The organism is Methylacidimicrobium sp. B4 (genome assembly GCF_017310545.1).
Lineage (GTDB): Bacteria > Verrucomicrobiota > Verrucomicrobiia > Methylacidiphilales > Methylacidiphilaceae > Methylacidimicrobium.
On sequence record NZ_CP066203.1, the window covers coordinates 472,641 to 495,066 of the forward strand.

Below are 22,426 nucleotides of genomic sequence, written 5' to 3' on the forward strand. Positions count from 1 at the left end.
AAAGACTCCCTATGGCGAGCTTGGGCGTAAATATCGATCACGTAGCGACCTTGCGACAAGCCCGGTATCGGGCAGATCCCTTTTCGGTGCTGGCGGAGCCCGACCCGCTGGAAGCCGCCCGGCTCGCCGAGGATGCGGGAGCGGCCGTCATCACCGCCCATCTTCGCGAGGACAAGCGCCACATCCAGCCCGAGGACATCCTTCGCATTCGCCGCGTCATCCGGCGCCTCAACCTGGAAATGGCATTTCTCCCGGAGATGATCGCCTTTGCCTGCGAGCTCCGCCCGGATGAGGTCTGCCTCGTACCCGAGCGCCGTGAGGAAGTGACAACCGAAGGGGGCTTGAATCTCCTCGGCGGCGAGGAACGCTTCGGCCCCGGCATCGCCCGTCTCCGCTCTGCCGGAATTCTTGTCACCGCGTTCATCGACCCCGTCGAGGGGCAGGTCCGGGCGGCACAGGCGGGGGGAGCCGACTGCGTCGAGCTCCATACCGGCGGCTACGCCAACGCGATCCGGCCGGAAGCGCAGGAACACGAGCTTTCCAAGCAAGCGGCCGCAGCCGAGCTGGCCCGTTCGCTCGGGCTGGAGGTTCATGCTGGTCATGGCCTCACCTACCGCAACGTTCGCCGCTATGTCGCGCGGATCCCGCATGTACGCACCCTTAACATTGGCCATTCCATCGTCTCTCGTGCCCTTTGGGTCGGGTGGGAAAGAGCGATCCGGGAGATGGTCGCTCTGGCCGCAGGGGAATGATCCGCGCCGCTACCGTGCCAGCCGTGCCGGATTGGGATAGACACAAGGGCAACAACCCATCACCTGGCAAAACGCCTTGCTGAAATGGCTCAGGCTCGAATAGCCGACGGCCATGCCCGCCTCGGTGACATTATGGTCCCCCGCCCGGAGGAGCTCGGCGGCCTTTTCCACGCGTAGACGGCGGAGATAGGCAGGGAGGGTTTCCCCCACTTGATCCGAAAAGATCCGGCTCAGGTAAAACGGGCTGCAGCCCACCTCCCGAGCGAGGGTCTTCAAGCAGAGCGGCTCCGCCAGGTGCGCCCGAAGATATTCCTGCGCTCGCTCGGTCCATCGTCGCGCGTTCCAGTGGCGACGCTGCTCCGCCTTCTTTTCGCCATCCTCGAAGAGAATCGCCCCCGCCAGCTCGAGCGCCCGGCCCCAAAACCAGAGAGAGAGCGCCCGCCCGGGTACGTCGGGAGCCACCCAGTGGACCCAGGAGTGGCCCCAGTACTCTGGGAGCGGACGTGTCCCGCCGATCAGGGGAAGCTGGCTCCGCCCGGCCAGCCACTTCCCCACCTCGGCCCGCAGATTGTCCTCCAGGCCTTCGATCTCCTTCGCAAGGCGGGGACGCGACCATTCAAAGGTCAAGAATCGGTTCGCCTCGCCGCTCGAGCGGGTCGCCTCCAATCCGTCTCGATACTGAGCGTAATAGCCGAAGAACCCCGGATGGAAAACCAGGCTCCGATTCCGGGAACGTACCAACCCATGTCCAGCAAAATTAACACAAATTTCCAGGCTGTCCGGGTGGAAGCTCTTCGCCCAGTTCACCGACTCCTTGGAGGAAAACTCGAGGGCTTCGACGCTCCAGCCGAGGCCGAAGATATCCCCTTCGAGCTGTTTCCACCCACCGACCGCCTCCCAGACACGGGCTTCCATCGGCTTCTTTGGGATGGCAGACATTCCGGGAAAGCTGCCACCGACCCGACCCGGGAGCAACCCGATTTTCGATCTAGTCGAGCAGCGCGAGGCGATACCCGACGCCCGACTCGGTCAGGAGAAGGAGCGGGCGAGCGGGATCGGCCTCGATCTTGTCGCGCAGGCGGCCAATGTAGACCCGCAGGTAGTGGATCTGCTCGACCGCCTTGGGACCCCAGACCTCTTGAAGAATCTGGCGGTGGGTGAGCACCTTGCCCGCATGACGGACGAAAAGGCGGAGGAGAGCATACTCCGTTGCGGTCAGATGGAGCTCCTCCCCTTTTGCCCAGACGCGGCGGGCGCTCAGGTCGATCTCCAGGCCGCCACTCGAAAAATGGGGGCTCTCGGCGGGGCGGAGCGCCCGGCGCAGCATGACCCGGATCCGGGCGAGCAGCTCCTCGACCCCGAACGGCTTGGTCAGATAGTCGTCCGCGCCCGCATCGAGGGCGCTCACCTTTTCCCTCTCCTGCCCGAGAGCGGAGAGCACCAGGATCGGGACCTCGCTCCACTCCCGGATGCGCCGGATCACTTCCACGCCGCTGCAATCGGGCAGCAGAAGATCGAGCACGACCGCTTCCGGTCGGCTTTGCGCGACCGCCAAAACGCCCTCCTGGCCGCTCGCCGCCTCCACGGCCTCGTAGCCGTGGCTTTCCAGCGCCAGACGGAGCAGGCGCCGGATTTGCGGTTCGTCGTCGATCACGACGAGCCGGGGCGGATGCTCCGGTGAGGTTGCCATTACCGTGGCCATCATGCCCTGAGAGAGACGGCGGCTTCTGGAACCCTTTCCAAGGGAAGAGAAAGGGAAAAGACCGCCCCCCCTCCCGGCCGATTCGCCGCTTCGATCTTGCCCCCATGCGCCTCGACCACTCCTTTTACGATCGAGAGCCCGAGCCCGGTTCCTCCCGGAGGAGCCCCGCTCCCGCGATAGAACTTGTCAAAGAGGTGGCCTCCGCCATCCGGTCCCAGCCCCGGCCCCCGATCGGCAACCCGAACCACCATCCACTCCCGATCCGCGTCCGTCTCGACCGTCAGCTCGACGGGAGTGCCAGCGGGGGTGTGCATGGCGGCATTGAGCAGAAGATTGGTAAGCGCCTGCTGCACCAGGGGGAAGTCGATGCGCACCAGGGGGAGCTCGCTCGGGACGTTGAGCTGGAGCTCACGCCCTTTCAAATCCTTCTCGGTGTCGCGGAGAGCGGCGTCCACCAGATCTTTCACATCACACCACTCCCTTTTCAGCTTGAAATGGCCAGAGCTGAGCCGAGCCATATCGAGCAGATTTTCGACGAGCCGGTTCATCCGGTTCGAGGCGGAAGCGATCTCCTCCAGGTAGATTGCCTCGGTTCCCAGCTTTTTCCGTGACTCTTCTGGAAGGCTCGAGACGGCTGCCGTAATCACGGCCAGAGGGGTGCGCATCTCGTGGGAGATCGAATTGAGCAAGGTCTGACTCAGGCGCTCGGACTCGGCGGCCAGCCGGGAGTGCTCGGCCACCTCGCAGAGATTCTGTCGATCGACCACGAGCGCAATCTGATTGGCGCAGGCCTGCAGGAGTGTCTTTTGATCGAAGGTCAGGGTGCTTTCCTCCAGAAGCCGCACCCCGAGCACTCCGACCGCCTTTCCCGAGCTGACGAGCGGCACGTAATGCCCCTGGGAAAGGGGAAGATTGTCGGTGAAACGCCCCGAGGGCCGCACGTTCTCGAACGCCCACGCGGCGACGGCCACCTCGCGCTCGCTCACTCGAAAGGTGCTTGCCCAGTGCGGCACCGAGTAGAGGATCTTCTCCATCGGATTGGCCAAAAAGAAGGCGACCTCCGCGTGAAAGGTCCTTCCGATGTGTTGCACGACGCGCGAGACGATGTCGTCCATGGTCGTGGCGGAAGAGAGCTCTTGAGTCAGGAGGTAGAGTGCCGTCACCCTCTGCTCGCGCCTCCGCTCTGCCTTCTCCTGCGCGCGATTCCGGGCGATGAACTGCCCCAAGACCAGGGCGACCACGAGATAGGTGCTCACCATGATCCCGTTCTCGAGCTCGAATACGCCCAGGGTGAAGCGCGGAGAGAGAAAGAAGAAATCCCAGAGCACCGCGCTCAGGAAGGCGGCAAAGAGAACCGGTCCCCTTCCGACGAAGAGGGCCAGAAAGACGATCGCAAGCAAGTAGATCAGGCCGATCGACCGGCTGCCCAGCCAGTGATGGAGGGCGAGATTGAGTAAGCTCAAGCCCGCGACGACAGCGGCCGCGATCCCATAGGAAGAACCCGGAGATTCCACCCCGTGCCACTGGCGCGGGGCGCGTGCCGGTTTCGCCTCTTCGTCCACTCGCACGATATGCAGATCGATCTCCCCGCTCTCTCGAGCCAGACGGTGGAGCAGCGACCGGCTCCGGAACCAGTCGAGAAATCCGCTGCCTCCCGGCTTGCCGAAGACGATCTGGGTCACATTGTGCTGCCGGGCGACGCGAACGAGCCCTCGCACGAGGTCGTCGTCGGTCGCCGTGGCGACCTCTCCTCCCAGCCGGCGAACCAGTTCGAGGTGATTGCCCAGGCGGGCTTCCTCCGCAGCGGAGAGAGGACGCGTCGGCTCGATGTAGGCGGCGACCCAGGGGCTGCCCAAGCTATCGGCCAATCGACGGGTCCACCGGATGAGCGGCTCCGAGAAGGGGCTCGCGCTCACCGCGACCATCAGCCGATGACCGGTCTTCCATGGTCCCAGGATGTGCATGAGCTGCATGTACTCGTGCACGTCCTTGCCCGCCTTTTCCGCCGCCAGCCGCAGGACGATCTCCCGCAGGGCCCGCAGGTTCCCCTCCCGGAAAAAGTGGAGTGCTGCGGCCCGGGCCCGGTCGGGAATGTAGACCTTCCCCTCGGAGAGCCGCTTGAGCAGATCCTCAGCCGAGAGATCGATCACCTCGATCTCGGCCAAATCGACGAACTGATCCGGGACGGTCTCCTGGACGGGCGCTCCGGTGATCTGCTGGACGGTGTCCGTTCGGCTCTCAATGTGCTGTACGTTGAGGGTCGTGAAGACGTCGATGCCCGCCTCGAGCAGCTCTTCCACATCCTGATAGCGCTTCGGATGTCGGCTGCCCGGGGCGTTGCTGTGCGCCAGCTCATCGACGACAGCCAGATGCGGCCGCCGTTCCAGCAAGGCGTCGAGATCCATCTCCTCGAGCCGGAGCCCTCGGTACTCCACCACGCGCCGGGGAATCTTCGGCAGCCCTTCGACAAGGGCCTCCGTCTCCTTCCGCCCGTGGGTCTCGACGTATCCGATCACGACGTCCCGGCCGTTGCTCTGCTCCACCCGAGCGGCCTGGAGCATGGCGAAGGTCTTCCCAACCCCCGGACACATGCCCAGAAAGATCTTGAGATTTCCTCGGCGCTTCTCCGCCTCCTCCTTCGCAACGACAGCCAGCAGCGAATCAGGATTCGGACGCTCATCTGACTGCGCGGGCATGCTCTTTCCCAAAGCCTACCATCCTCCCTCCCCCGCTTCGAGAAAAACGAGGAGGTGGCACTCCGGGGAGGCATTCACGAGCTCGGGATCCAGGGAGCGCAGAAAAGAAAATTGTCGTGCACGGCTTCTCCCTTTATGCTAAGCGCTCCATTTTCAACCGAATCGGAGGTTCAGGCATGGCGCGTACAGTATCGCTCAAGGCTCAACAGCGCTCGGCTGTCGGAAGGCACCGGGTGCGACGGCTGCGGGCGGAAGGAAAGATCCCGGCGGTCCTCTACGGGAGAAAAGGCCACGTGGCGCTGGAAATCAGCGCCCTGGAGCTCGTCGAGGCCTTTCACGGGAGGGGGACGGAAAAGGTCCTGATCGACCTGCAAGTCGAGGGAGGCGAAGGTTCGCAGCAGAAGCTCGCGTTCTTGCAAGCCATTCAGGAGCATCCGCTGACCGACCGGATCCTCCATGTCGATCTTCACGAGCTCTCCGCCGAGGAGAAGATCCACACCGAGGTCGAAGTGCACCCGGTCGGGGATCCGGTCGGCGTCCGGACGGGCGGAGGGCTGCTGCAGGCGCCGATCCGCCATTTGCGCATCAGCTGCCTGCCCCACGATCTTCCCGAGTCGATCTCGGTCGACGTCGAAGCGCTCGGCGTGGGTGAGACGATCCATGTGGGAGACGTCGCTCCTCCGGCCGGAGTCGAATTCCTCAACCCGAAGGAACAGGTCCTCTTCACGGTCACCGCTCCGCAAGCCGAAGAGGCTCCGACAGTGCAGGAAGCAAAGGAGCCCGAGCTGGTGCGGGAGCGGAAGGAAGCCGAGGAAGAGAAGGAAGGATCCTAGGCGCTGTCCCGCCCCGCGGGAGAGGAGCCGAGCGGGCCCCGAGCCCGAGCCGTTGCGCCCTCGTCCTTGCCGCGAGCCGAACCGAGAACACGAGACGGTGTTTTCTCTGATTTTCGGATTGGGCAACCCTGGACCGGAGTATGTCGGCACACGGCACAACGTCGGCCTCATGGTGCTCGAGGCGATCGCCCGACGCTGGAAGCTTTCCTGGCGTCCCGAACGCTGGGGACCGGCCTTCGTCGCCCATGGCAAGCGGGAGCTTTTGATCTCTCCCCTCCGGTATATGAACGAAAGTGGGGTAGTCGTGCGTAACTTCCTACAAAGGCTAGGGAAGAAGCCCGAGGAGATCTTCGTGGTCGTTGACGACATCACCCTCCCGCTCGGCAAGCTACGCCTGCGCCCCGGCGGCTCATCCGGCGGGCATCGTGGCCTGCTCTCGGTGGCGTCTTCCCTCGGGACAGAGGGCTTCGGGAGGCTACGTTGCGGCATCGGCCCCCTGCCCCCCGGCATCGACCTGGCGGATTTTGTGCTCGCCCGCTTCCGGGACGAGGAGCTCTCCGGGCTCGAAGCGATGGTCGAGCAGGCCGTTGATGCATTTGAGTGTTGTCAGGAGTACGGCATTGAGGTAGCGATGAGCCGGTTCAACGCGTAACCCACCACAACGTCTTCGAAGAAAGGCGATCGGAACGATCATGAAAGCGATTTACGACGGATTGTATATCTTGAATGTGCAAGGGAAGGACGAAAACGTGAAGGAAGCGATCGAAGCCCTCGAATCAACGCTTCGTTCCGAGGAAGGCGAGCTGCTTGGCTGCCAGAAGATGGACCGGCGGCGCTTCGAGCGCGTCGCCCAGCGGATCGAGTCCGGCTATTACGTCAACCTGATCTTCTCGCTCGAGCCGAGCCGCATCGACGCCCTTGCCGAGGCACAAAAGAGTCACCCCTTCCTGCTTCGTCAATTCTACCTTCGGAGGAAGCAGGCTCCCGAGACAGCCGCTTCGGCGGCCTAGAGAGAGGACCTCCCATGGCCGACCTCAATCGCGTCTTTCTGATCGGGAATCTGACCCGGGATCCAGAGGTGCGCTACACCCCCAAGGGTACCGCCGTCGGAGATCTATCCCTGGCGGTCAACACAGCGATTCGTGGCCAGGATGGACAGGTAAAGGAGGAGACCTGCTTCGTCGACGTCGTCGCCTGGGGACGCCAGGCGGAGACGGCCAAGGAGTACCTGCAGCGTGGCTCGCCAGTCTTCGTCGAGGGCCGGCTCCAGTTCGACCAGTGGGAAACCAAGGAAGGGGAGAAGCGAAACCGCATCCGGGTCCGCGCCGAGCGGGTTCAATTTCTCGGACGCGGCAAGTCCACCGGGAACCACCCTTCCGGAGAAGAGCCGGGACGTCCCCGCGAGGCGGGAGAAGCAGCCCGGCCATCCGAAGAGAGCGCTGGCGAACCGGACGACGTCCCTTTTTGAGCCTGGGCGGCACGCGTTCCAATTTCAGAAACCAACCAAGGGAGAAAGAGCAATGCTGGTAGAAGTGCTTCTGCACACGAGAATCAACGGCCTGGGAGCGGAAGGCGACCTGGTCAAGGTCAAAAGCGGTTATGCGCGCAATTTTTTGCTGCCCAAGCATATGGCAACCATCGCGACCATGGCGACCAAGCACCACATTGAGCTCTTGCGCAAGCGGCGGGCCGAGAGAGAAGCGGCCGAGTTCCAGGCGGCTCAGGAGCTGGCATCCCGCCTGCAAAAGCTCAAGCTGCTCTTTACCCTGGCCTCAGGCACGGAGGAGCAAGAGAAGGTCTTCGGTGCGGTCACCGCTCAGAATGTCGCCGATCGCCTAAAGGAAGAGGGGATCGAAATTGACCGGAAAAAGATCCGCATGGAGCGCCCGCTGAAGGAGTTGCGGGTCTACAACCTTTCGGTCGATCTCCATCCGGATGTCACCGCGCAGCTCCATGTGGAGCTAGTGCCTCCGACGGACAAAGCCAAGGGAAAGGAGACGAAGACCAAGGCCGAGACGCGCAAGAAGCCGGCGACGAAGAAGACCAAGTCTTCGCCCGCTTCGGAGGAGGAAGAGCGCGCTTCCTCCGCCTCTGAGTAAGAGGCGCGTCCTGGGCACGAGGGGACCGGGAGGAGAGTTCGTCCGACCAAGCCACACCCGCGCGTGAAGCGAGCAATCCGGTTCCCGCCCTGGTGGCCGCTCGGTCGGTCCTCCTTCCTGACGTCCTTCCTCCTGACCCTCGCCTTCTGGCTGGGGGGACAGGAAGCCCATCCCCAAACCAGCGCATCGGAGGGCGGCGAGGCAAGCCCTTCGACCTCTCAAGACGGTCCGGCGATGGGGAGCCAGCCGCTCCTTCCTCTGGAAACCGCTCCCAAGGGATCTCCGGCTCTCCTTGACCAGCCACCGGCACCCGCCGCTGCCGTGCCGAGCCAGACGCAGCCAGCGGCCCCCGCGCCCGCAGAAACGCAGCCGGTGGAACCCGTCGTGCCCACCGCTCCCCGGCTCGCTCCGCCTCCTCTTCCCTCCGAAGAACCCTCCCCACCGGTTGCCCAGCCGGTCGCACCCTCCGAAGAGCAGCCACCGGCACCCGCTGCTCCTGCGCCAAGGCAGCGGACGAAGAAGGTCATCGCCCCGCCGAGCGCATCCGGAGCGCAGGCATCCGGGCCGCCCGTGAAGGAGATCGAGGTCGTCTACGTGGGGCCGAAGTCGGTCAACCGGAGCATGATCCTCTCCAACATGCATACCACGGTCGGCCAGCCGTATGTCGCCACCACGGTCGAGGAAGATGTGCGCAACCTCTACGCCACCGGCCTCTTCACCAACTTGCGGATCACGAGCGAGCCCTTGGGAGACGGGGTCAAGGTCCTCGTGGTTGTCCAGCCCAAGCCGCTCATCAAGGAGATCGTGATCAAGGGTTCTGCCGGAATCAAGACCGAGACGATCCGGCACCAGATGAAAGCCAAGGTCGGCGACCCCTTGAGTGAGTTCCAGATTTCGGCCGACGCGGAAAAGATCAAGGAATACTACCAGAACCACGGCTACGGCGATGCGCAGGTCAACTACAAGATCGACGTGAACGAGGAGTTCGGGCGTGCCGTGGTCACCATGCTGATCGCGGAAGGGGAGAAGCGCTTCATCACCCTGATGAACTTCGTCGGCAACAATAGCTTTCCCGCGAAGGAGCTGCAGAAGCAGTTCAAGACCAAGAAAAAGAACTTGCTCTCCTTCTTCAACAAGTCGGGTCTCCTCAAGGAGGAGCAGTTCCAGGAGGATCTGCGGAAGCTCAAGGAGTTCTACCAGAACCACGGCTACATCGACATGAGCATCCGCGACGTCAAGATCGAGCATCCCACCAAGGACCAGACGACCATCACGATCGCGATCCACGAAGGGGTCCAATATCACGTGGGCACGATCCAGCTTTCGGGCAACCAGATCTATTCCAACGGCGACATCCTCTCGTCGATCAAGATGGCCGAAGGCTCGATCTTTTCCCCGAAGGGACTCGACGACGACATCAAGGACCTGCGCGACTATTATGGCCAGCGGGGCTACATCGACGCCGAGATCCGGCCCGAGCGGCTGCCCAACGTGGAAAGCGGCAAGATCGACCTGCTCTTCAAGATCGCCGAGGGGAGCCAGGCCTATGTAGACAAGATCGTCATCCAGGGCAATACGGTCACCAAGGACAAGGTGATCCGGCGCGAGCTCGCCGTCCAGCCAGGGGACGTCTACAACAGCGTCCAGGTCGATGCGAGCCGCAAGCGGCTCGAAAACCTGGGCTATTTCGAGAAGGTCGAGATCAACCCTCAGGACACCAACGTTCCCAACCGGAAGAACATGGTGATCACCCTCCAGGAAAAGCATACCGGCAACCTGAGCTTCGGGCTTGGCTACAGCACGATCGAAAGCCTCATGGGATTCGTCGAGCTCAACCAGGGCAACTTCGACATCGCCAATCCGCCTTCCTTCACTGGAGCAGGGCAGAAGTTCCGCGTCCGCGCCCAGCTGGGCATCTTCATGGAGACCTTCCTCATGTCGTTTACCGAGCCCTGGTTCATGGACAAGCCGATCGCCGTCGGCGGCGACCTTTTCTTCAACCAGTACAGCTACATGCAGTTCTACCAGGGCTTCAACATGACCAACATGGGCTTCGACCTGCGCGCGGCCAAGCGGCTCAACCAATGGGTCACCCTCTCGACCCGCTACGATCTGACCGACTACACCCTCTGGGGCATGCTGCCGCAGATTGCGCAGGTTCCCGTCTATGCGCAAAACAATGGTTCGCGCAGCCAGAGCGACGTCTCGATCGACTTGATCTATGATAGCCGGGACAGCGTGACCATTACCCGCCACGGCACGATGATCGACTTCAACGTCCTGGGCGCCGGAGGGCCGCTCCTTGGGCAAACCGACATCTACAAGGCGCAGATCAACATCTCCCACTACGAGAGCCTCCCCTTCGACGTCATCTTCTGGTCCCACCTCAACGCGGGAATGGTGCAGCAGTACGGCAGCAGCACCTTCGTCCCACTCTACGACAGCTACTTCCTGGGCGGCCCCCGGAGCCTCCGGGGCTTCGACTATGCGCTCGTCGGCCCGAACTATCTCCCGTACGACTTCCCGATCGGCGGCCAGACGATGGCCTTCACCAACCTCGAGCTTACGATTCCCCTGGTCGACCGCGTGCGCCTGGCGACCTTTACCGACATCGGCTTCAACGCGGGTTCGCTGATCGGCCCCAACCCGACACCGAACGTCCCCGGCATCATCGCCGGGGAAGGAATCAACGTCGTCGCTGATGCAGGCTTGGGTCTCCGCCTCTACCTGCCGATCGGTCCCCTGCGCCTCGACTACGCGATTCCCTACATTTACACATCCTGGCTCAACCAGACCGGACGATTTTACTTTGACGTCGGTTACTCGTTTTAACTACTTTGCAGGACGCAACATGAAACCAGGATTGCTCTTCTTATCGGCTCTGCTTCTTTCCGCATCGCTTGCCGGTGCGCAACAACTCAAGATTGCTACCTTCGACTTCCAAAAAGCCTTTAGCGAATACTACAAGACGAAGGACGCGGAGGCGGAGCTCCAAGCCCGCGTAGCCACGTTCAAGAAGGAAGACCAAGAGCGGACCAACGACTACCGGAAGATTGCCGAAGAGGCCCAGAAGCTCCAGGACGGCGCCCAGGACAAGACCCTTTCCGAGGCGGCACGCCAGGAGAGGCTGAAGGCCTTCCAGGCCAAGGTGCAGGAGGTGCAAAACCTGCAGCGGGCGATTCAGGAGTTTCGCACCACCCGCGGCCGCGAGCTCGAAGAGCGTTCGCAGCGCATCCGGCAGGGGCTCATCGACGAAATTACCAAGATCGTCGTCGATGTCGGAGCCAAGGACAAGTATACCCTGGTGATCGACAAGACCGGCCGGAGCCTCAATGGCACTCCGGTACTCCTCTATTCCCAGGATCTTCCTGACATCACCGAGGAGGTCGTTCGGGCGATCAACGCGACCAAGGGGGCGGCCCCCAAGGCGGCCTCCGCCCATCCATGACCGAGGCTCGGAGTGGCATCTTTCCTGCTGGGAGAATTGGCCGACCTGGTTGACGGCGAAGTCCACGGGGAAAGAAAGACGGCCATCCGGGGAGTCGCCTCCCTGGAGTCGGCGGAAGAGGGCGAGATCTCCTTCTACGCAAACCCCAGGTACGAGAAGGCGGCACGCCAGACCAAGGCATCGGCGCTCCTGGTGAAGCGGGATCTTTCCGGAGACTTCCCGTGCGCCTTGGTTCGCGTCGAGTCACCCTCCCTGGCCTTTTCCAAGGTGGTCGCGCTCTTCGCTCCCCCTCCGATTCCGTATCCGCCGGGCGTCCATCCGACGGCGGTGGTCGCACCTGAAGCCTGGCTCGGGCCGGGGGTCCACGTCGGCCCCCAAGCCGTCCTCGAAGCCGGTGTGCATGCGGGTGCGGGCACCATCATCGGCGCCGGTTGCTTTATCGGTGCCGAGACCGTCCTGGGAGAGCAGTGCTTCCTCCACCCCCGCGTCGTCGTCCGCGAGCGGTGCAGGATTGGCAAGCGCGTGATCCTCCATTGTGGTGCCGTGATCGGCTCCGACGGCTTTGGCTACGAATTTTCCGGCGGCCGCCATCGGAAGATTCCGCAGATCGGAACGGTTCAGCTCGACGACGACGTCGAGGTCGGGGCGAATGCCACGATTGACCGGGGACGCTTCGGCAAGACCTGGATCCAGGAAGGCTGCAAGATCGACAATCTCGTCCAGGTCGCCCATAACGTCGTCCTGGGACCTCACTGCCTGATTGTTGCCCAGACGGGCATTTCCGGCAGCACGACCCTCGGATCGCGCGTCACGCTCGCCGGCCAAGTCGGCCTCGCGGGCCATCTCCATATCGGCGACGGTGCGGTCATCACCGCCCAATCGGGCATCACCAAGGACGTGCCCCCCGGAGCGGTTCTCTCGGGCCGCCATGGGCGGCCTGCGAACGACGCCCTCCGGCTGGAAGCCCTCTATCTCCGACTCCCCGAAATCTGGCATCGGCTCCGGGAGCTGGAAAAGCGGATCGGGACAGGAGCCGACGGCTTCGAACCTCTCTCCCATTCAGGCCGCCCATGAATGCGCTGCGGATCGGCCTGGTCGGACTGGGGACAGTCGGAACCAGCGTCTGGAAAAATCTTCGCTCTCAGGAAGAGCTCCTCTTCCGGCGCTGCGGGAAAGCGCTCCGCATCGAAAAGGTAGCGGAGAAGGACCGCGAACGGGCTCGAACAGCCGGCGTTCCCGATTCCCAGTGGACCAGCGACTGGCGGGATCTGGCGCTCGACCCTTCCTTGGACGTCGTGGTCGAGCTCATCGGGGGGACCGGGATCGCCGCCGAAGTCATCCGGGAAAGCCTCTCCCACGGAAAGGATGTGGTCACCGCAAACAAGGCACTCCTGGCGGAACGGGGAAAGGAGCTCACCACCCTCGCCGCCGAACGGGGCAGGCGCCTTCTCTTCGAGGCGAGCGTCGCTGGCGGCATCCCTCTGCTCTTGGCACTGAGGGAGGGATTGATCGCCAATGAGATCCTTTCCCTTCACGGCATCATCAACGGGACCTGCAATTACCTCCTTTCCGCCATGGCCTCCCGCGGTCTTCCGTACCGGGAAGCGCTTCGGGAGGCGAAGGAGCTCGGCTACGCGGAAGCCGACGAGAGCCTCGACGTCGCCGGTCATGACACCGCCCACAAAGCGGTCCTGCTCTCGGCTCTTGCCTACGGCTTCTGGCCGCGGCTCGAAGAGGTTCATACCGAAGGGATCCAGCACATCGACCCGCTCGACCTCCATTTTGCTCAGGAGCTCGGATACAGCCTGAAGCTCCTTGCGATCCTCCGCAGTCACGCGACGAGCGGCGAGATCGAGGTGCGCGTTCATCCGACCCTCCTCCGAAAAGGCCACCTCCTGAGCTCGGTGAGCGGCGTCTTCAACGCGGTTGCCGTCTGGGGAGACGTGGTCGGCGAAACCCTCTTCTACGGCCGCGGAGCGGGCGGGGACCCCACGTCGAGCGCTGTCCTGAGTGATCTTGCATCCCTCGCCTCGGGGGAGGCCACCGTCCGGGAGGTTGCCGCTTCCTCGGTCTGGCAGGCTGCACTCTCGCTGCGACCGATGGCGCGGATCTTTTCCCGTTACTACGTTCGCTTTCTTGTGGAAGATCGGCCTGGCGTCCTGGCTGAGATCGCTCGCGTCTTCGCCGCGGAGAAGATCAGCATCTCCTCGGTCATCCAGCCCGAAGGGCATCGAGGAGAAACCGTCCCGCTCATCGTCCTGCTCCATCGCTCCCGGGAAGCCGACGTGCAGCGGGCCTGCCGGATCATCGAAACCCTTCCCACCGTGAAAGAGCCGGCGATTCTCCTGCGCGTGGAAGATCTCGACCCGGAAGAGGAACAAGCCTCATGAGGCCATGGGCGGGTGTGATCGCAGCGTATCGGGATCGCCTTGCGCTCCCGGAGGGAACCCCCGATTGTACCCTCCTGGAGGGCAATACCCCGCTCGTCCCTTCCGTGGCGCTGCAGAGGAGCCTGCCGGGAAACCTCGCCATCTTCTTCAAGTACGAAGGCCTCAACCCGACCGGCTCGTTCAAGGACCGCGGCATGGTCGTGGCGTTCGCCCGGGCCCTGGCGCGGAAGGCTCGCGTCTGCCTCTGTGCCAGCACCGGCAACACGGCGGCGTCGGCGGCCGCCTATGCGGCCCGCTCCGGTCTCCGCTGCATCGTCCTCCTTCCCGAGGGGAGCATCGCCCGTGGGAAGCTCGCACAGGCCGCGATGCACGGAGCCACGATCGTTTCGATTTCCGGCCCCTTCGACAATGCGATGCGGATGGCGCAGGAGCTCGTGCGGCAGCGGCCTGAGATCGAGCTCGTCAACTCAGTCAACCCCTTCCGGATCGAAGGCCAGAAGACGGCCGCCTTCGAAATCTCCGACACCCTGGGTGACGCTCCCGACTTCCACTTCCTGCCCGTCGGCAACGCGGGCAACATCACGGCCTACTGGAAGGGCTACCGGGAGTACGCGGATGCGGGGAGAATTGCACGGTTGCCGCGGATGGTCGGCTTTCAGGCGGCGGGAGCGGCTCCGATCGTGGAGGGACGAGTCATCCCCGATCCGCAGACCGTCGCTTCGGCGATCCGCATTGGCAACCCTGCGAGCTGGAAGGGAGCCCTCGCCGCGGCAAGCGACTCGGGCGGATGGTTCGGCTCGGTCACCGACGACGAGATCCTCGATGCCTATCAATTCCTCGCCCGGGAGGAGGGCCTCTTCGTCGAACCCGCTTCCGCGGCGGGAGTGGCGGGACTTCGCAAGGTGGCCGCGCAGGGGCGCATCCCCCCCGGGAGCCACATCGTCATCACCTTGACCGGCCACGGACTCAAGGATCCGGACATGGCCGCGCGTGTCGCCGCTCCCAAGCCGATCTCGATCGGACCGACGCTCGCCGAGCTTGTGCACGCGATCGAGGGATGAGGCATTCTCGTCTCATTCCCTTCTTTGACAAGGGGTGGGACGAGCGAGTAGAGTAGCCCACTCGACCATGACCCTCACCGAACAACTTCTCGCCCGAGCCAGCGGAAAAAGGACGGTTTCTCCTGGAGACAACATCTGGGTGAGCGTCGACCTGCTCCTTACCCATGACATCTGTGGCCCGGGAACCATCGGCGTCTTTCGGCGGGAATTCGGCAAATCGGCTCGGGTCTGGGACCCGCGCAAGGTCGTCATCATCCCCGATCATTACATCTTCACTTCCGATTCCCAGTCGAACCGCAACGTCGACCTCCTGCGCGAATTCGCCCGCGAGCAGCAGCTGCCCTACTTCTACGACGTGATCGATGACGCGACCGGGCACTGGCAGTTCGACCCCTCTCGAGGCCCTCTGGCCCGCCAGTACGGCGATCGCTACGGAGGCGTCTGCCATGCCGCCGCTCCCGAGCGCGGCCACGTCCGGCCGGGGGAGATCTTCCTGGGCACCGACAGCCACACCTGCACCGCCGGGGCCTTCAACCTTTTTGCCACCGGCATCGGGAACACTGATGCCGGCTTCGTCCTGGGTACGGGGAAACTGCTCCTCAAGGTCCCCCCCACCCTGCGCTTCCGCCTGGAAGGCGCGCTTCCCAAGGGAGTCATGGCGAAGGACGTGATTCTTGAGATCATCGGGCGGATGGGATTCGATGGGGCGACTTACTGCGCCATGGAGTTCGACGGCCCCGGGGTCGCCAGCCTTTCGATCGAGGACCGGATGACCATCGCGAACATGGCGATCGAGGCGGGGGGCAAGAACGGCATCTTTCCCGCCGACGAGAAGACCCTCGATTTCGTGCGGCAAAGCTGCACACGCAACGGCACCTATCCGACATTCGCACCGGTGGAACCCGATCCGGGAGCACGTGTTCTCTCCGAGCAGACCATCGATCTTTCTACCCTTGAGCCGACCGTCGCCCAACCGCCCAACCCCGGCAACCGGGAGCTCGCGGAGCGTCTCTCCTCGGTGCGGATCGACCGCGCCTACCTCGGCTCCTGCACGGGCGGAAAGCTCTCCGACTTTCTCGCCTTTGCACAGATCCTCGAGGGCAGGCAGGTGGCGGTGGAGACCTTCGCCGTCCCCGCCACGCCGAATGTCGCGGCCGCGCTCCACCAGCAACAGATCGGTGGGAAGAGCGTCTGGGAGATCCTGAGCTCCGCCGGCGTCCGCCTCACCGAGAACGCCTCGTGCGCCGCCTGCCTGGGCGGACCCATGGACACCTTCGGGCGGCTCGACCGGCCGATGGTCTGCATTTCGGCGACCAACCGGAACTTTCCGGGACGGATGGGCCACAAGGAATCCAAGGTCTACCTGGCTTCCCCCTACACCGTCGCCGCCTCCGCGCTGACCGGACGAATCACCGATCCACGGGAATACCTGCCTTCGTGAACCTTTCCTTCGCTCGCTTTCTACCGCGCGCTTTCGCCTTTTTCGCCTTTGGTAGCTTGGCCTGCGCCCTCCTCCTGAGCCTTTCGGGATGCGCAACGGTCATCGGGGGCTACGACCTCGTCACCCGGAACGACGCCCCGCTCTATTACCAGGGCCCAGGTCAGGAAGTGCCCGACACCTACCTCGATAAGGGAACCCGGGTAAAGATCCTTCAATCGGCGGGCGCCTATGCTCGCGTCGAAACGACCCGGGGAGTCCGCGGCTTTATCCGTCTCTCCGACCTGGAAAAGGGGCCGGAGCAAGCCGGAACGGGGGCCTACGGCGGTGCCTCGATGGGCAGCGGCGGAATGTATTGACGAGCTCCGACCCCTCTCAAAATCTCCTTGCCATGGGTCGATCGCCGCAGTTCTCTCGTTTGTTCCCCTGAGGACAGGTGCCAGAGCGGTTGATTGGGCACGCCTGGAAAGCGTGTGGCCGTCAAAAACGGCCCGAGGGTTCGAATCCCTCCCTGTCCGCCACTTCAGTCCCTGAGTGGGCACTACGTTTACCCCGCTTTTCGCCACGAGCGTCGGGAGCAGCGCCTGCACGGTGTCGAAGGTCTCGCGGTCGATGATCGGCGGGCCCGGAACCGTGACGATCTCGCTGACCGGCTTCAACTTTTTGGCCTTGGATCGCTTGTTGAACTCGTGCTCGCCCATATAGGTGCGGCGCGTCAGGATGCGGTGAACCTGACCGGGTGTGCGACAAGCCCCGTCCTTCCGGGCGGGGAAGGATAGCGCGGTCGTCCTTGGCTTTGGCTGGGTGTCTGTTGCTGGATGGACTCGTCACTGGACATTCCACGGAGACCAGGGAACGTTTGCATCCATCATGATACACCCGTATGATTGAGCGCATGCGGCGGCTGCAAGCCTTCAGGTTTCAACTGCGGCCAGACGGCCAGCAAGAGCGGCAAATGCGCCGCTTCGCTGGCTCGTGTCGGGTTGTGTTCAACGAGGCGTTGAACTTGCAGATGGCGCGTTACGATGCCGGAGAGAAGAGGCTCGGTTACGCCGGGCTGTGCAAGGAGCTTACGAAATGGCGTAACGGCGATCCCATGCCTTCCGGGCGTGTCGCGCCTTGGCTGGCCGATGCGCCCGTTCATCCCTTGCCACAGGCGCTCAAGGACTTGGAGCGGGCCTACAGTAACTTTTTTGCCAAGCGGGCCGACTTCCCGCGCTTCAAGAGGAAGGGCCAGTCGGATCGCTTCCGTTACCCCGACCCGAAGCAGATCAAGCTCGACCAGGCGAATGGCCGCCTGTTCCTGCCCAAGCTCGGCTGGCTGCGCTATCGCCTCAGCCGGGACGTGTTGGGAGAAGTGAGGAGCGTCACCGTCAGCCAGTCCTGCGGCAAGTGGCACGCGAGCATCCTGGCCGAGCGCGAAGTCGAGCAACCCATCCCGAAGGGCGGCGCGGTCGGCATCGACATGGGCGTGGCGCGGTTCGCCACGCTTTCGGATGGCACGTTCTATGCGCCGCTCAACAGCTTCAAGCGGCATGAAACCGCCCTGCGCAAGGCGCAGCAGGCCATGAGCCGCAAGGTCAAGTTCAGCAACAACTGGAAGAAGGCCAAGGCCCGAATCCAGAAGATTCATTCCCGCATCGGCAATGCCCGCCGCGACTCCCTGCACAAAGTCACGACCACGATCAGCAAAAACCACGCGATGGCGTGCATTGAGGAGTTGCAGGTGCGGAACATGTCCCAGTCGGCTTCGGGCACGGCGGATGCACCGGGAAGAAACGTTCGGGCCAAGTCTGGACTGAACAAGTCCATCCTCGACCAAGGCTGGTTCGAGTTCCGGCGGCAGCTGGAGTACAAGATGGAGTGGAGAGGCGGCCGCCTTCTGGTCGTGCCGCCGCGGAACACGAGCCGGGCTTGTCCGTGTTGCGGCCATGGGTCGGCGGACAACCGTCGGACGCAAGCCCGGTTCGAGTGCGTGGAGTGCGGTTTTGAGGAAAACGCCGATTTGGTCGGCGCGATCCATGTTTTAAGGGCGGGACACGCCCGGATCGCCTGTGAAGTGAGCGGCATCGAGCCGCCAGCAGCAGGAACCCACCGAAGCGGCTCATTCCGGTTTAAGCCCGGATTGAGCGCCGTAGGAATCTCCGGAATTTAGGCCGGGGAGGATGTCAACGATGCCCCAGCGCCCGCCGTCACGGGTGAAGATGCGGCGGCTGTTGAGGTAGCCGACGATGTTCTTCACGCCCATCTGGCCAAGCGCGTCATCGCCTTCCAGCGCGAGGCGATCGATCAGCCGCACGGTGCCGCCGTGCAACAGGTCGATCTCCAGCTTCTTCTTGGTCTTGGCCCCGCGCTGCTCGGCCGCGACGGCGCGATAGCCGATGGGGGGAAGCGAGCCGTTCCGGAAGCCTTGCCGGGCGTTTTCCTTCAAGGCCCGCATGACGTGCTTGGCGTTCTCCTTCGACTGATATTCATCGAAGAGCGCCATGATCTGCCGCATCATGACGTGCATGGGGTCGTCGCCCATCTCCTGAGTAATGGAGACGAGCTTGACGCCAATCTTCGCCAGCTTGCGGACGTAGAACTCCAGTTCGAAATGGTCGCGAAAAAAGTGTGAGAAGCTGTGGACCACCACCACGTCGAACGGCGCGGGCTTGGATGTGCCCGCCTCGATCATGCGTTGGAACTCGGGTCTGCGGTCGTTCGTGGCCGATGCGCCCGGCTCCACATAGGTCTCAACGCGTTGATAGCCGCGCGAGGCGCAATAGGCTTCGCCCGGGCGCTTCTGGTCGGGGATCGACACGTCATGCTCGGCCTGCCGCGCCGTCGAGACGCGCAGATAGAGGGCGGCGCGTAGCGGCACGGTCATGGGCGATCTCTCCTTCTCGAATCATGGCCCCGGCCCGCACCATCGGGCCGCATGGTCCCGCTCAGGCAGCCTTCTTCACGGGGCGCGCGCGCTCGACCCTTGCGCGCTCCTTGGGTGTGTTCATCACCTCCCAAAGATCGTTGCGTCGCTGCACGTTGAGCCAGAAGTCGGGGCTATTGCCGAACACACGGGCCAGGATCAGCGCCGTCGCGGCCGTCACGTTCCTGCGGTTGCTGCACAATTCGTTGACGTGTTTGCGCTGGACGCCCATCGCCTCGGCGAGCGCTCCCTGCGTCAGCCCCATCGGCTCCATGAACTCTTCAGTCAGTATCTCGCCGACGCTCGCCGGCTTGCGCTTGGTGGTCAGCATGATTTGCCTCGCTCTCATCGGTAGCTGTGATCGTCCAGATAGATGCCGTCGGCCTCGCCGCGTTCACCATCCGAGCGAAAGACCAGCCGGTATTGCTTGCTGACGCGGATCGAGTGGAGGCCTGCCAGATTGCCTTTCAGCTTCTCGAAATGGTTGCTGGGCGGCACACGCAAGTCGTGATCGGTCGTGGCGTCGTCGATCATCTGGAGCTTGCGGAACAACCTGGCTTCCAGGTCGGATGGGATGTTGCGGGATTGGGCGTCGTCCACGAAGAAGGCCCGCAACCATTCATCCCGAAAGCCAACGATCAACCCGCCTCTCTACTTATGAGTATATGTACCGCACTATAACTCATATTGCAATCCCGGGGCGGTTCACCGTGATCGATCTTGCCTCTTCGCTGTTTCCAGTGGGCACGGCCGAAAGATCCGCGCCGCAACGTTCCGGCCTTGAGGAACGCGGCAATTCTCAGGTGGCGGAAGCTCCGACAGCCTCTGGCCATCCTTTGGGCAAGCTGGATCCGCCGGTGGGTCGCTTCGCGGGTTCCGTTGGTGATCTGATTCGGAAGAAGGGAGAGGATTCCTCGAGGTCTTCCTGCATCGTTTTAGGGAATCTTGGAAGGGAGCAAGCCGCCTGAGGTGGACCCACCGGAGCCACCAGCGAAGCTCGTGGGGATCCTCGTGACCTCGCTCCCCGCTTCTTGCCGGTAGCCCTTTTCCCCGTAATGCCCCACGACGCGCCAGAGCCGGGGATCCTGCTCCTCGAGCCTCTCGGCCATTGCGGAAACCGATATCTCCCGGGAAAGCATCCCAATGACCGCCTCCCTCGGGAGGGTAACCCCCCCCGCTCTCGCGCCAGGGAAGCTCCACCGGCCGAACCCCGTGCCCCAAACAGGCTTCTTGCCATCCCCCAACCTCGATTCTGTCCCATCGAATGGGCCGTCCTGCACGATGACCACAGGGAGCGGCTTGCCCGCATCATCCTTGTCGCCGGAAACGGTACAGACCTCTCCCCGCCTCATTCATCGTCCTCGTCAGACGCTGCGTCGATGAACGCCTGGTCCTCGGCCGCATGGGCGCCCGCCGCCACGGCAGGCGACTGCCGGTGCGCCTCCACCCGGAAGGACGATGCCCGCACGTCCGGCACCCAAACCTGGATCGGCCGCCGTCCCTGAGCGCGCAGCCGGTTGCGATGCTCACGAAGCTTCACCCGGGGGGGCTTCTCCCCTCTCTCCTGCTTCATGACCGGATCCTCCCAATGGCGCTCCCGCAACCTATCGCATCCGAGTCGAGCGTTGACGTTGCGTTGCCGGCCAAAGGCACCAAAAAGCCCAAACTCCTCTCTGGCATTCGAAGCGCGCACGGGGTAAACTTTTTTGCTGTATGGAAAATGCGGGTCCGCGGGGAGACGGCATGGTTCGGTACTACTGGCGGCGGAGAATCACGGCCGACCTGATCGATGCCTTCGGTGCCTACTTCGTGGCCCTCGTGCTCTTTCAGCTCGAAGGCTTCGCTGCGACCTTCTACCTCTCCCACCATCATGAGGCGATCGCTACCTTCCGGGCGATCGGCATGCCGGCGGCCTTTATCCTCGGCCCCTGGGCCTATTTCGCTCTCTTGGAGCGGAGCTCGCATGGCGCCACGCAGGGAAAGACCTGGCTCAACCTTCGCGTCTATACCGCCGAGGGAGAACCGGTGACCTTGGTGCGTGCCACCCTCCGCCACCTCTGCCGGATCGCAGGGGCAATCCTGACGCTCTGGCCGCTCTTTCTTTCGGGAGCCAAGCTTCCGTCGCTCCTTCACTGGGGTCTTTTGCTGCTGAGCATCCCGTCAGCCCTTTGGATCTACTACCGGTTCGTCGATCGCCTCTCCGGGACTCACGTCGTCCCTAGCGAATACCCTCCCCCACCGTCGCAAGGGTAATCGGGGAAGGGGAAAGGAGATCGGAAAGCCGCGTGGCCGGTCGCGGTTCTGCTTATCCCGGCTTCACGACGACAAGGATCGCAATCGCGAGCACCGACAGGGCAATCAGCCCGGGCAACCAGCGCACGAACCCGGCAATCCGCGCCTCGGGATGGGACGACGCGCGGCGAAGCATCCCGGCCTGCATCCCATGCAGGCCCGAGAGGACAATCACGAAGACGAGCTTGGCCGAAAGCCACCCCGTCCGAAAGCTTCCGCTGAGGACGCCCAGCACGATCCCGAGCACCCAGGTCAGGATCAGTGCGGGCAGGACCACCCGACCGTCCCACGAGCGGATCGAGGCGACCAGCGCGCGGGAAGAGGAATCCAGGCCCGTCCGTGCTGCGGCAGCGAGCACGATCGACTGCGTGAAGAGGCCGCCGACCCAGACGAGGACCGACGCAACGTGCAGGGCCTTGAGCCAGAGGTAGGTCAACGGCCCTCCCCCCTCGGTTCGCTGACGGTCACGACCAGCTCCTTCTGCTTGAGCAGAGGAGCGTTGAGAAAGACGCCGAAGGGGATGAAGGCCCCGATGAAGATGCGCACAAGCTCACCGCGAGACCAGCCTCCAGCGGAAGCAGCCGCAATCAGGCTCCAGAGAAAGAAGAGGAAAAAGAGGCCATGAACCGAGCCGACAACCCGGACGGCCATTGGATGGCCGAAAAGGTGCTTGGCGGGAACGGCCACGAAGAGGAGCAAAAGCAAGGTGAAGCCCTCGAGCAGCGAGGCGAGGCGCAGCCTCCGGATGAGCGTGCGATCAGGCATGGCAACTCCTTCCCAAGCGTGTTCCCTTCTTTCCGGGTGCGG

The 22,426-nt window shown here is 63.4% G+C and carries 25 protein-coding genes, 1 tRNA gene and 2 pseudogenes; 16 read left to right on the forward strand and 12 right to left on the reverse strand.

Going from position 1 to position 22,426, the window contains the following annotated elements:
* Nucleotides 1-11: 11 nt before the first annotated feature.
* Nucleotides 12-752, forward strand: coding sequence for a pyridoxine 5'-phosphate synthase (locus MacB4_RS02295; RefSeq protein ID WP_206864904.1), 741 nt, complete (start codon nt 12-14; stop codon nt 750-752).
* A gap of 9 nt (nt 753-761) precedes the next feature.
* Here the strand turns inward: MacB4_RS02295 and MacB4_RS02300 are convergent, their stop codons facing one another.
* The 3 genes from MacB4_RS02300 to MacB4_RS02310 all read right to left on the reverse strand — a co-directional run bounded on the left by MacB4_RS02300 (nt 762) and on the right by MacB4_RS02310 (nt 5,150).
* Nucleotides 762-1,667: an AraC family transcriptional regulator gene (locus MacB4_RS02300; RefSeq protein ID WP_206864269.1), complete on the reverse strand. Its 906-nt coding sequence runs from the start codon at nt 1,665-1,667 to the stop codon at nt 762-764.
* 73 nt (nt 1,668-1,740) lie between these two features.
* A complete protein-coding gene (locus MacB4_RS02305) occupies nt 1,741-2,442 on the reverse strand; it encodes a response regulator (protein ID WP_206864270.1) in 702 nt (233 codons plus the stop codon).
* An 11-nt stretch (nt 2,443-2,453) separates the two neighbouring features.
* Entirely contained in the window at nt 2,454-5,150 is a 2,697-nt protein-coding gene (locus tag MacB4_RS02310; RefSeq protein WP_206864271.1) for a sensor histidine kinase KdpD, read from the reverse strand.
* Between the two features lie 176 nt (nt 5,151-5,326).
* Between MacB4_RS02310 and MacB4_RS11165 the strand changes: the two genes are divergently transcribed.
* From MacB4_RS11165 to MacB4_RS02370, 13 genes are all read left to right on the forward strand, one after another.
* A complete protein-coding gene (locus MacB4_RS11165) occupies nt 5,327-5,983 on the forward strand; it encodes a 50S ribosomal protein L25 (protein ID WP_242529286.1) in 657 nt (218 codons plus the stop codon).
* A gap of 97 nt (nt 5,984-6,080) precedes the next feature.
* Nucleotides 6,081-6,635, forward strand: a complete 555-nt coding sequence (pth, locus tag MacB4_RS02315) for an aminoacyl-tRNA hydrolase (RefSeq protein ID WP_242529287.1) — start codon at nt 6,081-6,083, stop codon at nt 6,633-6,635.
* 40 nt (nt 6,636-6,675) lie between these two features.
* Nucleotides 6,676-6,993 carry a 30S ribosomal protein S6 gene (locus MacB4_RS02320; RefSeq protein WP_206864273.1) on the forward strand — a complete coding sequence of 106 codons (318 nt, stop codon included), beginning with the start codon at nt 6,676-6,678 and terminating at the stop codon, nt 6,991-6,993.
* 14 nt (nt 6,994-7,007) lie between these two features.
* On the forward strand, nt 7,008-7,451 hold the full coding sequence (locus MacB4_RS02325; RefSeq protein ID WP_206864274.1) for a single-stranded DNA-binding protein: 444 nt from the start codon (nt 7,008-7,010) through the stop codon (nt 7,449-7,451).
* 52 nt (nt 7,452-7,503) lie between these two features.
* Entirely contained in the window at nt 7,504-8,082 is a 579-nt protein-coding gene (gene rplI, locus MacB4_RS02330) for a 50S ribosomal protein L9 (protein ID WP_206864275.1), read from the forward strand.
* 63 nt (nt 8,083-8,145) lie between these two features.
* Entirely contained in the window at nt 8,146-10,914 is a 2,769-nt protein-coding gene (bamA, locus tag MacB4_RS02335) for an outer membrane protein assembly factor BamA (protein ID WP_206864276.1), read from the forward strand.
* Between the two features lie 19 nt (nt 10,915-10,933).
* Nucleotides 10,934-11,530 (forward strand): OmpH family outer membrane protein, encoded by a 597-nt coding sequence (locus MacB4_RS02340; RefSeq protein WP_242529288.1) that lies wholly within the window; start codon nt 10,934-10,936, stop codon nt 11,528-11,530.
* 12 nt (nt 11,531-11,542) lie between these two features.
* Nucleotides 11,543-12,604, forward strand: a complete 1,062-nt coding sequence (lpxD, locus tag MacB4_RS02345; RefSeq protein ID WP_206864277.1) for a UDP-3-O-(3-hydroxymyristoyl)glucosamine N-acyltransferase — start codon at nt 11,543-11,545, stop codon at nt 12,602-12,604.
* On the forward strand, nt 12,601-13,920 hold the full coding sequence (locus MacB4_RS02350) for a homoserine dehydrogenase (protein ID WP_206864278.1): 1,320 nt from the start codon (nt 12,601-12,603) through the stop codon (nt 13,918-13,920). Before lpxD ends, MacB4_RS02350 begins: the two co-directional genes overlap by 4 nt.
* Nucleotides 13,917-14,981, forward strand: coding sequence for a threonine synthase (thrC, locus tag MacB4_RS02355; RefSeq protein WP_206864279.1), 1,065 nt, complete (start codon nt 13,917-13,919; stop codon nt 14,979-14,981). The genes MacB4_RS02350 and thrC overlap by 4 nt, the downstream gene beginning before the upstream one ends.
* Before the next feature lie 67 nt (nt 14,982-15,048).
* The gene (locus MacB4_RS02360; RefSeq protein WP_206864280.1) at nt 15,049-16,422 is read left to right on the forward strand and encodes an aconitase family protein; all 1,374 of its coding nucleotides are present in this window, start codon (nt 15,049-15,051) and stop codon (nt 16,420-16,422) included.
* Complete coding sequence (locus MacB4_RS02365) at nt 16,419-16,778, forward strand: hypothetical protein (protein ID WP_206864281.1); 360 nt, start codon at nt 16,419-16,421, stop codon at nt 16,776-16,778. The genes MacB4_RS02360 and MacB4_RS02365 overlap by 4 nt, the downstream gene beginning before the upstream one ends.
* A gap of 71 nt (nt 16,779-16,849) precedes the next feature.
* Nucleotides 16,850-16,940 (forward strand) — tRNA-Ser (locus MacB4_RS02370).
* A gap of 54 nt (nt 16,941-16,994) precedes the next feature.
* Here MacB4_RS02370 and MacB4_RS02375 read toward each other — a convergent pair.
* Nucleotides 16,995-17,171 (reverse strand): annotated as a pseudogene (locus MacB4_RS02375) (recombinase family protein); the annotation flags it as partial.
* A gap of 143 nt (nt 17,172-17,314) precedes the next feature.
* Between MacB4_RS02375 and MacB4_RS02380 the strand changes: the two are divergent.
* Nucleotides 17,315-18,574 (forward strand): RNA-guided endonuclease TnpB family protein, encoded by a 1,260-nt coding sequence (locus tag MacB4_RS02380; protein WP_206864906.1) that lies wholly within the window; start codon nt 17,315-17,317, stop codon nt 18,572-18,574.
* An 18-nt stretch (nt 18,575-18,592) separates the two neighbouring features.
* On the opposite strand, the pseudogene MacB4_RS02385 reads toward MacB4_RS02380, so the two are convergent.
* The 6 genes and pseudogenes from MacB4_RS02385 to MacB4_RS02410 form a co-directional block, all read right to left on the reverse strand.
* Nucleotides 18,593-19,288, reverse strand: a pseudogene (locus MacB4_RS02385) (recombinase family protein); the annotation flags it as partial.
* Between the two features lie 61 nt (nt 19,289-19,349).
* Nucleotides 19,350-19,658, reverse strand: coding sequence for a HigA family addiction module antitoxin (locus MacB4_RS02390; protein ID WP_024807448.1), 309 nt, complete (start codon nt 19,656-19,658; stop codon nt 19,350-19,352).
* Nucleotides 19,659-19,672: 14 nt separating this feature from the next.
* Complete coding sequence (locus MacB4_RS02395; RefSeq protein WP_206864282.1) at nt 19,673-19,969, reverse strand: type II toxin-antitoxin system RelE/ParE family toxin; 297 nt, start codon at nt 19,967-19,969, stop codon at nt 19,673-19,675.
* Nucleotides 19,966-20,238, reverse strand: coding sequence for a transposase (locus tag MacB4_RS11355; RefSeq protein WP_206864907.1), 273 nt, complete (start codon nt 20,236-20,238; stop codon nt 19,966-19,968). The genes MacB4_RS02395 and MacB4_RS11355 overlap by 4 nt, the downstream gene beginning before the upstream one ends.
* 24 nt (nt 20,239-20,262) lie before the next feature.
* A complete protein-coding gene (locus tag MacB4_RS11360) occupies nt 20,263-20,679 on the reverse strand; it encodes a hypothetical protein (protein WP_206864283.1) in 417 nt (138 codons plus the stop codon).
* Entirely contained in the window at nt 20,676-20,900 is a 225-nt protein-coding gene (locus tag MacB4_RS02410; protein ID WP_206864284.1) for an antitoxin MazE family protein, read from the reverse strand. The genes MacB4_RS11360 and MacB4_RS02410 overlap by 4 nt, the downstream gene beginning before the upstream one ends.
* Before the next feature lie 170 nt (nt 20,901-21,070).
* Here MacB4_RS02410 and MacB4_RS02415 point away from each other — a divergent pair, with 170 nt between their 5' ends.
* Entirely contained in the window at nt 21,071-21,580 is a 510-nt protein-coding gene (locus MacB4_RS02415) for an RDD family protein (protein ID WP_206864285.1), read from the forward strand.
* A 52-nt stretch (nt 21,581-21,632) separates the two neighbouring features.
* On the opposite strand, the gene MacB4_RS02420 is transcribed toward MacB4_RS02415, so the two are convergent.
* Nucleotides 21,633-22,055, reverse strand: coding sequence for a CopD family protein (locus tag MacB4_RS02420; protein WP_206864286.1), 423 nt, complete (start codon nt 22,053-22,055; stop codon nt 21,633-21,635).
* Nucleotides 22,052-22,384 carry a DUF3817 domain-containing protein gene (locus MacB4_RS02425; RefSeq protein ID WP_206864287.1) on the reverse strand — a complete coding sequence of 111 codons (333 nt, stop codon included), beginning with the start codon at nt 22,382-22,384 and terminating at the stop codon, nt 22,052-22,054. The genes MacB4_RS02420 and MacB4_RS02425 overlap by 4 nt, the downstream gene beginning before the upstream one ends.
* Nucleotides 22,385-22,426 lie beyond the last annotated feature (42 nt).

What these genes read in the sequence shown, in the direction of transcription:
- MacB4_RS02295 (WP_206864904.1), top strand. Translation starts at nt 12, where the DNA reads ATGGCGAGCTTGGGCGTAAATATCGATCACGTAGCGACCTTGCGACAA.
- MacB4_RS02300 (WP_206864269.1), bottom strand. Translation starts at nt 1,667, where the DNA reads ATGGAAGCCCGTGTCTGGGAGGCGGTCGGTGGGTGGAAACAGCTCGAA.
- MacB4_RS02305 (WP_206864270.1), bottom strand. Translation starts at nt 2,442, where the DNA reads ATGGCAACCTCACCGGAGCATCCGCCCCGGCTCGTCGTGATCGACGAC.
- MacB4_RS02310 (WP_206864271.1), bottom strand. Translation starts at nt 5,150, where the DNA reads ATGCCCGCGCAGTCAGATGAGCGTCCGAATCCTGATTCGCTGCTGGCT.
- MacB4_RS11165 (WP_242529286.1), top strand. Translation starts at nt 5,327, where the DNA reads ATGGCGCGTACAGTATCGCTCAAGGCTCAACAGCGCTCGGCTGTCGGA.
- MacB4_RS02320 (WP_206864273.1), top strand. Translation starts at nt 6,676, where the DNA reads ATGAAAGCGATTTACGACGGATTGTATATCTTGAATGTGCAAGGGAAG.
- MacB4_RS02325 (WP_206864274.1), top strand. Translation starts at nt 7,008, where the DNA reads ATGGCCGACCTCAATCGCGTCTTTCTGATCGGGAATCTGACCCGGGAT.
- rplI (WP_206864275.1), top strand. Translation starts at nt 7,504, where the DNA reads ATGCTGGTAGAAGTGCTTCTGCACACGAGAATCAACGGCCTGGGAGCG.
- MacB4_RS02340 (WP_242529288.1), top strand. Translation starts at nt 10,934, where the DNA reads ATGAAACCAGGATTGCTCTTCTTATCGGCTCTGCTTCTTTCCGCATCG.
- MacB4_RS02350 (WP_206864278.1), top strand. Translation starts at nt 12,601, where the DNA reads ATGAATGCGCTGCGGATCGGCCTGGTCGGACTGGGGACAGTCGGAACC.
- thrC (WP_206864279.1), top strand. Translation starts at nt 13,917, where the DNA reads ATGAGGCCATGGGCGGGTGTGATCGCAGCGTATCGGGATCGCCTTGCG.
- MacB4_RS02360 (WP_206864280.1), top strand. Translation starts at nt 15,049, where the DNA reads ATGACCCTCACCGAACAACTTCTCGCCCGAGCCAGCGGAAAAAGGACG.
- MacB4_RS02380 (WP_206864906.1), top strand. Translation starts at nt 17,315, where the DNA reads ATGCGGCGGCTGCAAGCCTTCAGGTTTCAACTGCGGCCAGACGGCCAG.
- MacB4_RS02390 (WP_024807448.1), bottom strand. Translation starts at nt 19,658, where the DNA reads ATGCTGACCACCAAGCGCAAGCCGGCGAGCGTCGGCGAGATACTGACT.
- MacB4_RS11360 (WP_206864283.1), bottom strand. Translation starts at nt 20,679, where the DNA reads ATGAGGCGGGGAGAGGTCTGTACCGTTTCCGGCGACAAGGATGATGCG.
- MacB4_RS02410 (WP_206864284.1), bottom strand. Translation starts at nt 20,900, where the DNA reads ATGAAGCAGGAGAGAGGGGAGAAGCCCCCCCGGGTGAAGCTTCGTGAG.
- MacB4_RS02415 (WP_206864285.1), top strand. Translation starts at nt 21,071, where the DNA reads ATGGTTCGGTACTACTGGCGGCGGAGAATCACGGCCGACCTGATCGAT.
- MacB4_RS02425 (WP_206864287.1), bottom strand. Translation starts at nt 22,384, where the DNA reads ATGCCTGATCGCACGCTCATCCGGAGGCTGCGCCTCGCCTCGCTGCTC.